This window comes from Streptococcus sp. V913 (genome assembly GCF_054353455.1).
The window spans coordinates 340,146-353,068 of sequence record NZ_JBTHHX010000001.1; the positions used below are offsets into that span (position 1 = coordinate 340,146).

The window sequence follows — 12,923 nt, forward strand, 5'->3', positions numbered from 1 at the left end:
CTACTACCTCGTGTAGGAGATTAAACTGCCTACATACATCTTCACTCACGATAGGCTTTCACCCCCTTTACAATGGTTATAGCAGCAACTTTTCTACCCCAACCTTATTCCTTCTCACCCAAGATTCGGACTTCTCTTTCAAGAGTGACACCTGAGTGTTCCTTGACTTTTTCGATAACAGATTGGATCAAGTCCTCGTAGTCTTTCGCTGTTCCGTCAGCAACATTGATCATGAAACCAGCGTGCTTTTCAGATACTTCAACACCACCGATACGATAGCCTTTCAAACCAGCCTCTGAAATCAACTGACCTGCAAAATGCCCCACTGGACGCTTAAAGACTGAGCCACAAGATGGGTACTCTAAAGGCTGTTTGAGTTTACGAAGGTGAGTCAAGCGATCCATTTCCTGCTTGATAACCTGATGATTTCCTGGAGCTAGGGCAAATTTAGCTGACAAAACAATAGCTCCAGAATCTTGAACAGCTGAATGACGGTAACCAAAAGCCAATTCCTTGGCAGATAAGGTCTCGATTTCCCCTTCCTTGGTCAAAATTTGACAAGACTGCAAGATATGGGCAATCTCTCCTCCATAGGCACCCGCATTCATAAAGACTGCTCCACCGACGCTCCCTGGAATGCCACAGGCAAACTCGAAACCAGTCAAACTATGACGAAGGGCAATACGTGTCGTTTCAATCAAGTTGGCCCCAGCTTCCGCTTCAATGGTGTAGCCATCAACTGAAACGTTATTAAGCTTGTCACACAAGATGACAAATCCACGAATTCCACCGTCACGAACGATGATATTGCTGGCATTCCCTAGCACCATCCAAGGAATACTCTCTTGATTGGCAAATTGAACGACACGCGCCATCTCATAGCGATTCCGCGGCAAAACCAGATAATCCGCTCGTCCCCCTACCTTAGTGTAGGTATAGAGCTTCAATGGTTCCTTAAAACGAATATCAATTCCTTCTAATTGTTCTTGTATTCTAGTTACTAATGTCATATCTCTCATCCTTTTGTAAAGTGATTTCATTATACCATTTTTAAAGATTTTTGACGACTGGAAATTTCTGTATCCAATCTTCACGTAAAAAAAGAGGTCACCCCTCTTTTTATGATTTTTTCCAAAATGTAGATTTTGTCAGCCAGACAAGAGCTATAAGTTCTGCGAAAAGAATGAACTCAACTAGAAGCGGATTTGTAATCCATCCCACTTGAGATAGAGCTGGAGCTAAGTCAAACAAAGCATGCAAGCCATAGGCAGCAACGAGATAAATCCATTTCTTTTGACGGACACTTTGATAGACCCAGACAGTGAGGCTCATTTGGAGAACCAGAGCAAGGACACGCTCAACTCCTAGTAGATAGATCTGCCATGCTGATAGAGACTGAACTGTTTCTAATGTACTCTTTGTAAGAAGATTCGCCGCATCAGTATTTGATGACTGTACTAGTGAAAAGAGGATCAAAAGGCTAATCAAACTTCCCATTCCGAGATAGAGCATCTCCAAGCCCCCATGTCCCAAACCATAAGCCCAAGCATCTCGATCTTCCAACTTTCTCTTTTTCTCCAACCATTTAAAAAAGACAAGACGAGCCGTTTCCTCAAAGAGGGCAGCCATGGCGATTCCATAAAGGACATATAAGAAAGGTTGCTCCTGCATGAGCGGAATGGTTCCATCTTTTTGCGGATGGAGTACCAGAAGGTGAACCATCTTCTCTAACACTTGAGAAGAAACGAAAAATGCGATTGCCCCCAAGCCCATCACTGCAAGAGAGATTTTAAACCGTTTTTTGGCATACCAAGTTCCACCTACTAGAATGAGAACTAAAGCGATCATGGTGAGGATAATATGTACTGTCATCTTTTTCTCCTATTCTGACTTATCAATATCTTTCTTCATCTCATCAACGTTAAATTTGGCAAATAAATACTGGCGATCTTGGACTGGAAAACGTTGGTCCAACTGGTCGACTGCTCCAACCTCGATCATTCCTTCTTTGATAACAAAGTCCATCACATGCCCACCAAAGGTCAAATCATCAGAGATAAAATGCAAATGATAGCCTGCAACACTCACTCCATGGAACATCTCCGGTGTCCAAAATCCAACAATGGTTCCCGATACATTTTCACGGCTATATTCAGGTTGGTGAGTCGCAACATCAGCAAACTTGGTATCAGGTGTGGATTTAGGAATCATCCGCACATGCATTTGTGAAAATTCACCATGAATCTTGATGGAACGAAAAAGATTTTCTCCATCATAGTAGGACTCAATTCGTTTTTCCAATTCCTTATCTGTCATCTCAAAGCGCTGGCGGAAAATGACTTCTGCCTGATGAGGAACCACTGCTGCATAGGGAATAAGAGCATCCGTTGCCACCTCAACGATTTCAGGCGTTTGACCAGATCCTTTGGCTTGATAAGCCTTGCCATCAAGGACAATCAACTCCCCATCAATCGAATCAAGGGTTCCCAAACCGAGGTTACCATGTTCCAGCAATTCTCCTACTGTCATGGTTCCACCATAGAGACCAGCCATTAGGGCACCTAGAGTATTGTATTGAAATAATTTAACCGGTTCCTGCACTTTTCTATCCATTCTCTTTCTTATCTTTTATTCAATGAATCATCATACTTTCTAAGTATACCACATTTGCTCCTAGTTGTGAAAGGGAGAAATACTTTTCCCATTGCAAAGGAAGCAAAAAAAAGGTACAATGTAACAAAATCAAGGGAGGTCTGGAATGAAGAAAGAAAGTAAATACCAAGCAGTCGTTTCCTTTCTCAAAAAGGGTATCGAATCGGGAAAATTCCCAACAGGTAGCCGGCTTCCCTCTATCCGTCAACTGAGCCAAGACTTCCACTGTAGCAAGGACACTGTCCAACGAGCCCTGCTAGAATTACGCCATGAACAATACCTCTATGCCAAACCCCAAAGTGGCTATTATGTTCTGGAACAGGGGCAGCATCAGGACTTGGAAATCGAAGTCACTGATGAACATGCCAGTGCTTATGACGATTTCAGACTCTGCGTCAATGAAACACTGATTGGAAGAGAAAACTACCTCTTCAACTACTATGACAACCAAGAAGGTCTTGAGGAACTGAGACAATCTGTCCATCAACTTCTTTTCAACCAAGCCCTCTACTGCAAACCCGACCAACTGGTTCTAACATCCGGTACCCAGCAAGCTCTCTTTATCCTTTCTCAGATTGACTTTCCGAGCGAGGGAGAGGAGATTTTGGTCGAACAACCGACCTATCACCGAATGAACCGCCTCTTGGTCGCTCAGGGATTGACCTACAGGACCATTGAACGCCGAATCGATGGCATTGACCTTGAAGAACTGGAAGAACAGTTCAAATCTGGGAAAATCAAGTTTTTCTACACTATTCCTCGCTTCCACTATCCTCTTGGCCATTCCTATTCTGATCAGGAAAAAAGGGCTATTCTAGATCTAGTAAACCAGTATGGTGTTTACATAGTAGAGGATGACTATCTAGGAGATTTAGACCCTAAAAAAGGGCAGACCTTCCACTATCTGGACACTGAGGATCGGGTCATTTATATCAAGTCCTTCTCAACCAGCCTCTTTCCAGCCCTTCGTATCACAGCTCTCATTCTCCCAAATGCCCTAAAAAAGGCCTTTGTTTCCTACAAAAATATCCTAGACTATGACAGCAATCTCATCATGCAAAAGGCTCTCTCTCTTTACATCGATAGCCAGCTATTTGAAAAAAATCGACTGGCCAGACTGACCCTTCAAGAGAACTATCAGACTCAGATAAAGAAAGTGCTTGAAGAAAACACCTGTCCCTTGCCCCACTATCCTCTACATGATGGTCTTTTGCTTGATTTGAGAGACTATCCTAAAATCACCAGTTTAAAACACAGCTCACTCAAACTAGACTTTTTTGAGAAGGCTTATTTGGACGCCTGTCCTTATCAGTTCGCCAAAGTCACTCTTGAAAATCTAGAAGAGTTATTAGAATACATAAAAGCAGAATTGGATTAAAGTCCCACTCTGCTTTTTCTTATTGTTCAACTTCTGTTAGTTTCGCTGCTTTTTCAAGATAGCTTTGATAGGTTCCGTCATCTTTTAGTTTTTGGATAACCTTATCGACTACTGCTTTCAAGTCTGATTGATTCTTCTTAATAGCAACGGCATTGGCTTCGCCATCTTTCATTGTCAAATTAACAGTTGCAACGGCAAGATCTGAGTTTTTACCTGCGTAGCTAAGAGCAACTGGTTCATCCATATGAACAGCATCCACTTTTCCAGCCTGCAATTCATTAACTGCTTCCCCCATATTGGTCAAAGAAGTCAGTTGAGCATTTGGCAATTGTTCCTTGACCATGGTTTCTGGCACAGTTCCCTTTTGAGCTGCGATATTCGCACTTGCAAGGCTTGAAAGATCCTTGTACTTGTCTAAATCGGCTTTTCTAACCAAGAAACTCATCTTGTTTTCATAGTAAGGAATTGAAAAGTCAAAGACTTCCTTTCTCTCATCTGTAGCACTAATTCCTGCAATGGCTAAGTCAGCCTTTCCAGTTTGAAGGCTGGTCAGGACATTGTCAAAACTCATGCTAGAGATTTCAAGTTTAACTCCAAGCTCATCCGCAATCGCTTGAGCCATATCAATATCTGCCCCAACCACTTGGTTTTTACCATCTACCAAGGATTGGAATTCAAATGGTGCATAGTCTGGGCTGGTCGCAACAACTAGCTTCCCTTTTTGTTTAATAGCGTCCACAGCTGACTGGGAATTATCCGTTCCTGACTGGCAAGCTACCAAAACCATGCTGGTCAGCATGCTACACACAACTAATATCCATTTCTTAAATTTCATAAATAAACGACCTTTCTGTTATTTCTGAATAATTATAACTCTTTTAAAAATAGTTGTCAACCCTTTTAGAGATTTTGAATGTAAAATAATTCCTTTCATAAAAAGAAGACTGATTTATCACAATCAGCCTTTTATTCTGTATATTTAAACCATTTCTTATAGTTCGACAATCTTCCCTGTTTCAAAGTAAACAACCCATTCACAGATATTTTTAGCGTAGTCTCCGATACGTTCCAAGAAGGAAATCACCTGGAAGTAATCACGGCCTGTAACGATGGCTTCAGGATGTTTCCTAATCTCCTCTGTAGTAAGATCACGAATACTATCAAAGTAATGGTTGATTTTTTCGTCCATAGCCGCTACTTCATAGGCTTGATCCACAGAACCATTCAGGTAAAGTTCGAGAGCAGATTCAACGAAGTTTTTCACATCGCGCCCCATTTTTTTGATTTCTTCCTCAACGGCAGGGATGCGTTGTTCCCCCTTCATACGAATAGTTGCTTTTGCGATTGACACCGCATGGTCTCCCATACGTTCCAGGTCCGATACTGCCTTGAGAACGGTCAATACAGTACGGAGGTCTTGAGAAACAGGTTGTTGAAGCGCGATCATTTCAAATGATTTCTTTTCAAGTTTCACTTCATATCCATTTACTTCTGCATCTTCCTCAATAACTTCTTTTGCCAAATCACGGTCATGTGTGACAAAGGCACGCACTGTACGATTGATTTGTGAGAGCACTTCTTGTCCCATGGCATAGAACTGGTTGTGCAATTTCTCCAAATCTTCTTCAAATTGAGATCGTAACATCATTCAACTCCTTATCCAAATTTTCCTGTAATATAATCTTCTGTTTCCTTGTTTTGTGGGTCTAGGAACATTTTCTTAGTATCGTTAAACTCGATCAAATCTCCATCTAGGAAAAATCCTGTTTTATCAGAGATACGAGAGGCCTGTTGCATCGAACGCGTTACCAAGAGCATGGTGTATTTATCTTTCAGACCATACAAGGTTTCCTCAATCTTACCAGCCGAGATAGGATCCAAAGCTGAAGTTGGTTCATCCAAGAGAATAATCTTGGGACTGGTTGCTAAGACACGAGCAACACAAACACGTTGTTGTTGTCCACCTGAGAGACCAATGGCTGAATCATGCAAGCGATCTTTGACCTCATCCCAAATAGAAGCGCGTTGCAAGGCCTTTTCCACCGCTTCATCCAAAACATGTTTATCCCTGACTCCATTGATACGTAGGCCGTAGACAACATTTTCATAGATAGACATAGGGAAAGGATTGGGCTGTTGAAAGACCATACCGATTTCCTTACGCAATTCAACCGTATCGGTACGTGGACTGTAGATATTGTGGCCATTATAAATCACTGTTCCAGTTGTTGTCACCTCAGGATTTAGATCGCCCATGCGGTTGATGGCTTTGAGCAGGGTGGACTTTCCTGATCCAGAAGGACCAATCAAGGCTGTTATTTCCTTAGGTTGGAAAGAAAGGGAAACACTATTCAAAGCCTTCTTTTTATTGTAATAAACGGACAGGTCTTTAACCTGCAAAATCGGTTCTGTCATACTGCTTCCTTTCTAACCAAAGTGTCCCGTTACATAGTCATTGGTTGACTGTAACTTTGCATTTTGGAAAATATTGGATGTCTTATCATACTCGATCAAATCGCCCAAGTAGAAAAATCCTGTGTAGTCACTTGCACGCGCTGCCTGCTGCATACTGTGGGTCACGATAATGATGGTAAAGTCCTTCTTCAACTCCAACATGGTTTCTTCCAGCTGGGCTGTCGCAATCGGATCCAAGGCTGACGCTGGCTCATCCATCAAGAGGATGTCTGGCTTGACAGAGATGGCGCGAGCAATACAGAGACGTTGTTGCTGTCCACCAGAGAGCATCAAGGCTGATTTGTGGAGGTCATCTTTGACCTGATCCCAAAGGGCAGCCTGTCGGAGAGAGGTTTCGACAATTTCATCCAAGACTTTCTTATCCTTGACTCCTGCACGTTCATGAGCAAAAGTGATGTTGCGGTAAATAGACTTGGCAAATGGATTTGGACGTTGGAAGACCATTCCGATATGCTTGCGCATCTCATAGACATTGATTTCTGGACGGTTGACGTCAATCCCTTGGTAGAGGATTTGACCTGTGACCTTGGCAATATCAATGGTATCATTCATCCGATTGAGACTGCGAAGGTAGGTAGATTTCCCAGATCCGGAAGGACCAATCAAGGCCGTTATTTTATTTCTTTCAAATTGCATATCGATGCCCTTGATGGATTCATTTTTACCGTAGTAAACATGTAAATCCTTGGTAGAGAGGGCCACTTTTTCTTCAGGGAAGGTGATGATATGCTTTTCATCCCAGTTATATTTTGACATGGCTTCTCCTTTAGGCAGCGGTTAATTTCTTGTGTAGATAGCTTCCGAGTTTGCGTGCTCCAAAGTTAAAAATCAAGATAAAGATGAGGAGCACAGCGGCAGAACCAGCAGATACAATGGTAGCATCAGGAATGGTTCCTTCACTGTTGACCTTCCAAATGTGGACAGCCAAGGTTTCTGCTTGACGGAAGATTGAGATGGGGCTGGTAACACTGAGGATATTCCAGTTAGACCAGTCAAGGGCTGGAGCGGATTGTCCTGCCGTATAGATAAGAGCGGCGGCCTCACCAAAGATACGGCCAGAGGCCAAGACAACACCCGTTACGATGCCTGGAAGAGCTTCTGGAATGACGACATGAACTACAGTCTCCCAACGAGAAATTCCAAGAGCTAAGCCAGCCTCACGTTGTGTATGGTGAACGTGTTTTAAACTGTCTTCAACATTTCGAGTCATCTGAGGGAGGTTAAAGACCGTCAAGGCCAAGGCACCTGAAATGATTGAAAATCCATACTCAAACTGGACTACAAAAATCAAGTAACCAAAGAGACCCACAACGACTGATGGTAGAGAAGACAAAATCTCAATACAGGTTCTGACAAAATTTGTCACAGGACCCTTTTTTGCATATTCAGCTAGGTAAATCCCAGCCCCCATAGACAAAGGTACAGAGATAATCAAGGTAATGACTAAAAGGAAGAAGGAATTGTAGAGCTGAATCCCGATACCCCCACCTGCTTGATAAGAGGATGATTTTCCAATCAAGAAAGACCAAGAGATGTGCGGTAACCCTCTCACCAAGATATAGAGAATCAAGGATGCCAAGATGGCAACGATGATACCAGCGATGGTATAGAGGACAGCTGTTGCAAGTTTATCTAATTTCTTAGCGTGCATAGTTTTTCTTTCCTCTTTCTTTCGTAATCAACTTAATCACACTGTTAAAGGCCAAACTCATCAAGAGCAAGACTAAGGCCAGTGACCAGAGAACGTTATTATCAACCGTTCCCATGACGGTATTTCCAATACCCATAGTCAAAACAGAAGTCAAAGTCGCAGCTGGTGTTGTTAACGAGGTTGGGATAACTGCTGAGTTTCCGACAACCATCTGAATAGCAAGAGCTTCACCGAAGGCACGCGCCATCCCAAAGACCACTGCAGTGAAAATACCTGAACGTGCTGCTTTCAAGGTCACACGCCAGATAGTTTGCCAACGAGTGGCTCCCATAGCCAAACTAGCTTCACGGTAATGACGAGGAACAGCACGCAAGCTGTCTGTTGTCATAAAGGTTACAGTTGGTAGAATCATGACAAAAAGAACGAAAATCCCTGACAAGATTCCAAAACCAGTTCCACCAAAGATGCTACGAACAAAAGGCACCACAACTTGCAAACCGATAAATCCATAGACGACTGAAGGAATACCGACGAGAAGTTCAATGGCTGGTTGCAAGATTTTTGCACCCTTTGGTGATACTTCTGTCATAAAAACTGCTGCTCCAATAGCAAAGGGAGTTGCGATGAGGGCAGATAAAATCGTCACAATAAAGGAACCCAAAATCATCGGAAGGGCACCAAATTGTTTCCCTGAAGGATTCCAAGTTTGGCCAAAGAGGAAATCAAAGATATTAACCCCATTGACAAAGAAGGTCGACAAACCTTTTTGGGCTACAAAAATCAAAATCATCGCTACAATGATGACAATCAAAGAAAGGCAAGTGAAGGTCAAACCTTTACCAAACTTCTCAAGGCGAGAGTTCTTTGAAGGAGAGAGTAATTTTTTCGATAATTCTTCTTGATTCATTATTGACCTCCTTCTACTGCTGTAACGGTACCTGAAGCATCCTTTTGGACTTTCATTTCATTGATGGAAATATAGCCCATCCCTTTAACAATTCCATTTTGGGCTTCATCTGAGAGGACGAAATTCAGGAATTCAGCAGCTAACTCATTTGGCTGACCAAGTGTGTACATATGTTCATAAGACCACAAAGGCCAGTTGTTGGTCGTTACATTCTCAGATGTAGGTTCATACCCATTCAGTTTCATGCTTTTCACGGAGTCATCTACATAGGCAAAGGCTAGATAAGAAATGGCTCCAGGTGTTTGGGATACAATCGACTTGACCATCCCGTTAGAATCCTGCTCTTGGCTCTGCATTGCCGATTGGCCATTCATAACCACCGTATCAAACGTCGCTCGTGAACCAGAACTTGCTGCTCGGTTGATGATTGAAATTGCTAGGTCCTTGCCTCCAACTTCTTTCCAGTTGGTCACTTCACCTGTAAAGATTTTGCGAAGTTGCTCGGTTGTGAGATTTTCGACAGTCACTTCCTTATTTACAATCACTGCAAGACCAGCCACTGCAACCTTGTGGTCCACTAGTGATAAAGCATCGATTCCATCTTTTTCCTCTGCAAAGACGTCAGAGTTCCCGATGTCTACTGCTCCAGACTGGACTTGAGATAGTCCTGTACCCGATCCACCACCTTGAACATTGACTGTTTTTCCGATGTTTCTAGAACCAAATTCATCTGCTGCTGCTTCGACAAGAGGTTGAAGAGCTGTTGAACCAACAGCTGTCATGGATTCTCCACGATCAATCCAGCTAGCACATCCTGCTAGAGAACCTGCCATCAAAAGAGCTGCAAGAGACATGACGAGCTTTTTTCTTTTTTTCACTGTTTTTCTCCTTGAACATAATGATGAATGTTCTGATTTCTTCCGTTTGTCCTGATCATCCAATTATCATCAATGATTGTCCCGCTTTATTTTTTAAACATTCTTAGGGGCGGACAATTCCATCGTATAATATAAGTAATAATAAAAGACTATCAGAAAAAACTCATAACTCCACTATAACATAGAGTAGGCTCTTTGACTAGCTTTTTCACCTGAATCTGAGTCCTTTTGGATAATAATTTTTCAAAACATTTCCTGTTACCTTGGCAAAGCCTAATCCGTTTCCTTGAACCACAACTTGGTACCAGCCATTTGGTCGAGCTTCAGACAATTGAACAGTCTCACCAGCCACATATTTTACAAAATCCTCATCATTGATTTCGACCCTTTGTTTTACTTGACTTGGTTTCAAGGCTAATCCCAGAGCAAAGCTTGGTTCGAAGCGTTTCTTCTTAAACGTCCCCAGATGGAGCCCATTTCGGGCAATTTTGAGCTTCCCTAGATCAGGTAGCATCTCTGGCAAGAGATAGAGCTGATCTCCAAAAGTCTGCAAGATACCAGTTAGATTGACCCGCAAGTGTTTTTGGGCAAAATCATGCCACAAGGCCAGCTGTTCACGACTGAGATTGCTCTTGCTGGCTTTGAATTTAGGTGCTGGATTTTCTCCCTTAAACTGCAGGTGGGCAACAAACTGACCTTCTCCCTTGAAATGATGAGGATACATCCGTGCCGTTTCAGGAAGGCCAATTCCTTCTACCATACCATTCAAATGCTCAACTGGAAGCAGTTCAAAATCATAAGTATCCAGCAACCAGTGGACGATTTCTTCATTTTCCTCAGGTGCCCAAGTACAGGTCGAATAGACTAAACGGCCACCTTCAGCAAGCATAGTCACTGCATCTTCTAAAATTTCTCTTTGGAGACCAGCACATTGGCAAGGATAATCGGTACTCCAATAATCCATGGCATCTGGCTGCTTACGAAACATCCCTTCACCCGAGCAAGGTGCATCAAGGACAATCACATCAAAGTAACCTTTAAAAACCTTGGCTAAGCGGTCAGCAGATTCATTGGTCACGACAACATTTGTCGCTCCAAATCGCTCCATATTTTCCACTAAAATCTTAGCACGCTTGCTTGAAATTTCGTTGGAAACAAGGACTCCTTGATTAGCCAGATAAGCTGCTAGTTGAGTGGATTTTCCACCTGGTGCTGCCGCCAAGTCCAAGACCTTCATGCCAGGACTTGGTTGAGCTACCTGGGCCACCATTTGGGCTGCAGGCTCTTGTGAATAAACGAGACCCGTAACGTGCACTGGAGATTTCCCAGAAACTTTTCCATAGTGCCCCCAAGGTGTACGAGGAATGGCATCAGCAAACGATAGCTGACTTTCTTTTAAGGGATTAACCCGAAAAGCCGAAACCGCTCCCTGCTTAAAAGAGGCAAGAAAATCTCTTGCCTCATCTTCTAGTATCGCTTCATATTTTTCAACAAATCCTTCTGGAAATTGCATTTAGTTCTCTTTCCTTTCGTAGATATAAGACTGAATCTCTTCTTGCATCTCGATTGGCACCATCATGACAGGCTGACGCGTTTTAAAATCAGCGGGCTCACCTGATACTGTAAGAAGTCGATAGCCCAGACTTTCCCCTAGGATACTGGCCGCAGCGTAATCCCATGGCTGCAAGTAGGTAATATAAGTCAGAAGACGACCCGATAAAACCTTAGCAAAACTAATGGCCGCACTGCCGTAGACACGGACTCCCAACGCTGCTCGGCCCAAATCCGCCAAGCCCCACTCATTGGTTTCAAACATACCTGAGTTACCGGCAACTAAAAATTCTTGAAGAGGTTTCTTTTTAAAAGGCGGTAAGGGATCATTATTACGACAAGGAGGAAAGGCACCACCACCATGGTAACAATCACCTTTCATGACATCATAGATGATGCCAAATTTGCCCACACCATCCTCAAAATAAGCCAACATCACGGCAAAATCTTCCTGCTGGGCGACAAAGTTATTGGTACCGTCAATGGGATCAATCACCCAAACGGAACCTTGACCGACTGCAGCACGTAAACAACCCTCTTCCGCGCAAATCAAGTCCTCAGGATAGATGGACTTGATCCGATCAACCAAGAGTTCCTGGACCTCCTTGTCCAAACGTGTAACCAAGTCAGTAGGGGAAGACTTGCGCTCAACCTGCAAATCTTCTTTCATGTGAGCCAAAATATAGTCAGCAGCTTCCTGCACAATCTGTTTGGCAAATTCAAATTTAGTTTCCAAGAGAAATCTTCCCTTCCCCTTTTTCCTTGGCAGCCTGAACTGCTCGGTAAAGCGAATAGCCACTAACTGTTTCAAATTCTCGTCCCAAACGCTTCTCTTCACTCTTGCTTGGCACAACCAATTTGAATTCCTTGTAAGACTCTAGCAGTTTTTTTGCTTCTACCTTATCTTCATAAGCAGCTTCAACATCATTAAAAAAAGAAAGCACTGAAGCAAGTTCTTCAGTGCTCCACGACAAATCTAGTGGGTAACTATACTGTTTGTTCATCTATCCTATACCAGCTCTCAATGTTGCTTCTTTCAATTCTTGTTTACGGTAACTACGAGGGAGAAAAGCACGAATCTCATCTTCATTAAAACCAATTTGCATGCGTTTGGTATCTGTAATAATTGGGCGACGCAAAAGACTAGGATATTGCTCAATCAACTGAAGCAACTCCGATACCGAGATACTCTCTACATCAATATCCAATTTTTGAAAAATTTTTGAACGAGTTGAAATGATGTCATCAGTACCATTTTCGGTCAAGGAAAGAATATGTTGTAATTCTTTTCTTGTTAAAGGACTAGTCATAATATTATGCTCTTGAAAGGGCACTTTATGCGTCTCTAACCAAGCCTTTGCCTTACGACATGATGTACAACTCGGTGATAAAAATAGTGTAATCATGCTTTTCTCTTCTTTTATCTATACT

The 12,923-nt window shown here is 42.7% G+C and carries 15 protein-coding genes; 1 reads left to right on the top strand and 14 read right to left on the bottom strand.

Annotated elements, in window-relative coordinates:
• Positions 1–104: 104 nt before the first annotated feature.
• From murB to budA, 3 genes are all read right to left on the bottom strand, one after another.
• Positions 105–1,010: a UDP-N-acetylmuramate dehydrogenase gene (murB, locus tag ACXYSL_RS01665; protein WP_458623791.1), complete on the bottom strand. Its 906-nt coding sequence runs from the start codon at positions 1,008–1,010 to the stop codon at positions 105–107.
• 109 nt (positions 1,011–1,119) lie between these two features.
• Positions 1,120–1,872: a YhfC family intramembrane metalloprotease gene (locus tag ACXYSL_RS01670; protein WP_458623792.1), complete on the bottom strand. Its 753-nt coding sequence runs from the start codon at positions 1,870–1,872 to the stop codon at positions 1,120–1,122.
• Between the two features lie 9 nt (positions 1,873–1,881).
• Complete coding sequence (gene budA / locus ACXYSL_RS01675) at positions 1,882–2,613, bottom strand: acetolactate decarboxylase (protein WP_000375408.1); 732 nt, start codon at positions 2,611–2,613, stop codon at positions 1,882–1,884.
• 145 nt (positions 2,614–2,758) lie between these two features.
• On the opposite strand from budA, the gene ACXYSL_RS01680 reads away from it, so the two are divergent.
• Positions 2,759–4,030 carry an aminotransferase-like domain-containing protein gene (locus ACXYSL_RS01680; RefSeq protein ID WP_458623793.1) on the top strand — a complete coding sequence of 424 codons (1,272 nt, stop codon included), beginning with the start codon at positions 2,759–2,761 and terminating at the stop codon, positions 4,028–4,030.
• A gap of 19 nt (positions 4,031–4,049) precedes the next feature.
• On the opposite strand, the gene ACXYSL_RS01685 is transcribed toward ACXYSL_RS01680, so the two are convergent.
• From ACXYSL_RS01685 to ACXYSL_RS01735, 11 genes are all read right to left on the bottom strand, one after another.
• Positions 4,050–4,865 (bottom strand): ABC transporter substrate-binding protein, encoded by an 816-nt coding sequence (locus ACXYSL_RS01685; RefSeq protein WP_458623794.1) that lies wholly within the window; start codon positions 4,863–4,865, stop codon positions 4,050–4,052.
• A 156-nt stretch (positions 4,866–5,021) separates the two neighbouring features.
• Positions 5,022–5,675, bottom strand: coding sequence for a phosphate signaling complex protein PhoU (gene phoU / locus ACXYSL_RS01690; RefSeq protein WP_000946477.1), 654 nt, complete (start codon positions 5,673–5,675; stop codon positions 5,022–5,024).
• 11 nt (positions 5,676–5,686) lie between these two features.
• A complete protein-coding gene (gene pstB, locus ACXYSL_RS01695; protein ID WP_000138671.1) occupies positions 5,687–6,445 on the bottom strand; it encodes a phosphate ABC transporter ATP-binding protein PstB in 759 nt (252 codons plus the stop codon).
• A gap of 12 nt (positions 6,446–6,457) precedes the next feature.
• Positions 6,458–7,261: a phosphate ABC transporter ATP-binding protein PstB gene (gene pstB, locus ACXYSL_RS01700; RefSeq protein WP_009730331.1), complete on the bottom strand. Its 804-nt coding sequence runs from the start codon at positions 7,259–7,261 to the stop codon at positions 6,458–6,460.
• Positions 7,262–7,271: 10 nt separating this feature from the next.
• Entirely contained in the window at positions 7,272–8,156 is an 885-nt protein-coding gene (gene pstA, locus ACXYSL_RS01705) for a phosphate ABC transporter permease PstA (protein ID WP_458623795.1), read from the bottom strand.
• Positions 8,146–9,063: a phosphate ABC transporter permease subunit PstC gene (gene pstC / locus ACXYSL_RS01710; RefSeq protein WP_001070950.1), complete on the bottom strand. Its 918-nt coding sequence runs from the start codon at positions 9,061–9,063 to the stop codon at positions 8,146–8,148. The genes pstA and pstC overlap by 11 nt, the downstream gene beginning before the upstream one ends.
• Positions 9,063–9,941, bottom strand: a complete 879-nt coding sequence (locus tag ACXYSL_RS01715; RefSeq protein ID WP_458623796.1) for a phosphate ABC transporter substrate-binding protein PstS — start codon at positions 9,939–9,941, stop codon at positions 9,063–9,065. The genes pstC and ACXYSL_RS01715 overlap by 1 nt, the downstream gene beginning before the upstream one ends.
• Before the next feature lie 208 nt (positions 9,942–10,149).
• Positions 10,150–11,454: an RsmF rRNA methyltransferase first C-terminal domain-containing protein gene (locus tag ACXYSL_RS01720; protein WP_458623797.1), complete on the bottom strand. Its 1,305-nt coding sequence runs from the start codon at positions 11,452–11,454 to the stop codon at positions 10,150–10,152.
• Positions 11,455–12,228: an inositol monophosphatase family protein gene (locus tag ACXYSL_RS01725; RefSeq protein WP_458623798.1), complete on the bottom strand. Its 774-nt coding sequence runs from the start codon at positions 12,226–12,228 to the stop codon at positions 11,455–11,457.
• On the bottom strand, positions 12,218–12,496 hold the full coding sequence (locus tag ACXYSL_RS01730; RefSeq protein WP_093585762.1) for a UPF0223 family protein: 279 nt from the start codon (positions 12,494–12,496) through the stop codon (positions 12,218–12,220). Before ACXYSL_RS01730 ends, ACXYSL_RS01725 begins: the two co-directional genes overlap by 11 nt.
• Positions 12,497–12,898: a Spx/MgsR family RNA polymerase-binding regulatory protein gene (locus tag ACXYSL_RS01735; RefSeq protein WP_002875821.1), complete on the bottom strand. Its 402-nt coding sequence runs from the start codon at positions 12,896–12,898 to the stop codon at positions 12,497–12,499.
• Between the last annotated feature and the right edge of the window lie 25 nt (positions 12,899–12,923).

Excerpts from the sequence above, each read along its gene's own strand:
- murB (WP_458623791.1), bottom strand. The coding sequence starts at position 1,010 with ATGACATTAGTAACTAGAATACAAGAACAATTAGAAGGAATTGATATT.
- ACXYSL_RS01670 (WP_458623792.1), bottom strand. The coding sequence starts at position 1,872 with ATGACAGTACATATTATCCTCACCATGATCGCTTTAGTTCTCATTCTA.
- budA (WP_000375408.1), bottom strand. The coding sequence starts at position 2,613 with ATGGATAGAAAAGTGCAGGAACCGGTTAAATTATTTCAATACAATACT.
- ACXYSL_RS01680 (WP_458623793.1), top strand. The coding sequence starts at position 2,759 with ATGAAGAAAGAAAGTAAATACCAAGCAGTCGTTTCCTTTCTCAAAAAG.
- ACXYSL_RS01685 (WP_458623794.1), bottom strand. The coding sequence starts at position 4,865 with ATGAAATTTAAGAAATGGATATTAGTTGTGTGTAGCATGCTGACCAGC.
- phoU (WP_000946477.1), bottom strand. The coding sequence starts at position 5,675 with ATGTTACGATCTCAATTTGAAGAAGATTTGGAGAAATTGCACAACCAG.
- pstB (WP_000138671.1), bottom strand. The coding sequence starts at position 6,445 with ATGACAGAACCGATTTTGCAGGTTAAAGACCTGTCCGTTTATTACAAT.
- pstB (WP_009730331.1), bottom strand. The coding sequence starts at position 7,261 with ATGTCAAAATATAACTGGGATGAAAAGCATATCATCACCTTCCCTGAA.
- pstA (WP_458623795.1), bottom strand. The coding sequence starts at position 8,156 with ATGCACGCTAAGAAATTAGATAAACTTGCAACAGCTGTCCTCTATACC.
- pstC (WP_001070950.1), bottom strand. The coding sequence starts at position 9,063 with ATGAATCAAGAAGAATTATCGAAAAAATTACTCTCTCCTTCAAAGAAC.
- ACXYSL_RS01720 (WP_458623797.1), bottom strand. The coding sequence starts at position 11,454 with ATGCAATTTCCAGAAGGATTTGTTGAAAAATATGAAGCGATACTAGAA.
- ACXYSL_RS01730 (WP_093585762.1), bottom strand. The coding sequence starts at position 12,496 with ATGAACAAACAGTATAGTTACCCACTAGATTTGTCGTGGAGCACTGAA.
- ACXYSL_RS01735 (WP_002875821.1), bottom strand. The coding sequence starts at position 12,898 with ATGATTACACTATTTTTATCACCGAGTTGTACATCATGTCGTAAGGCA.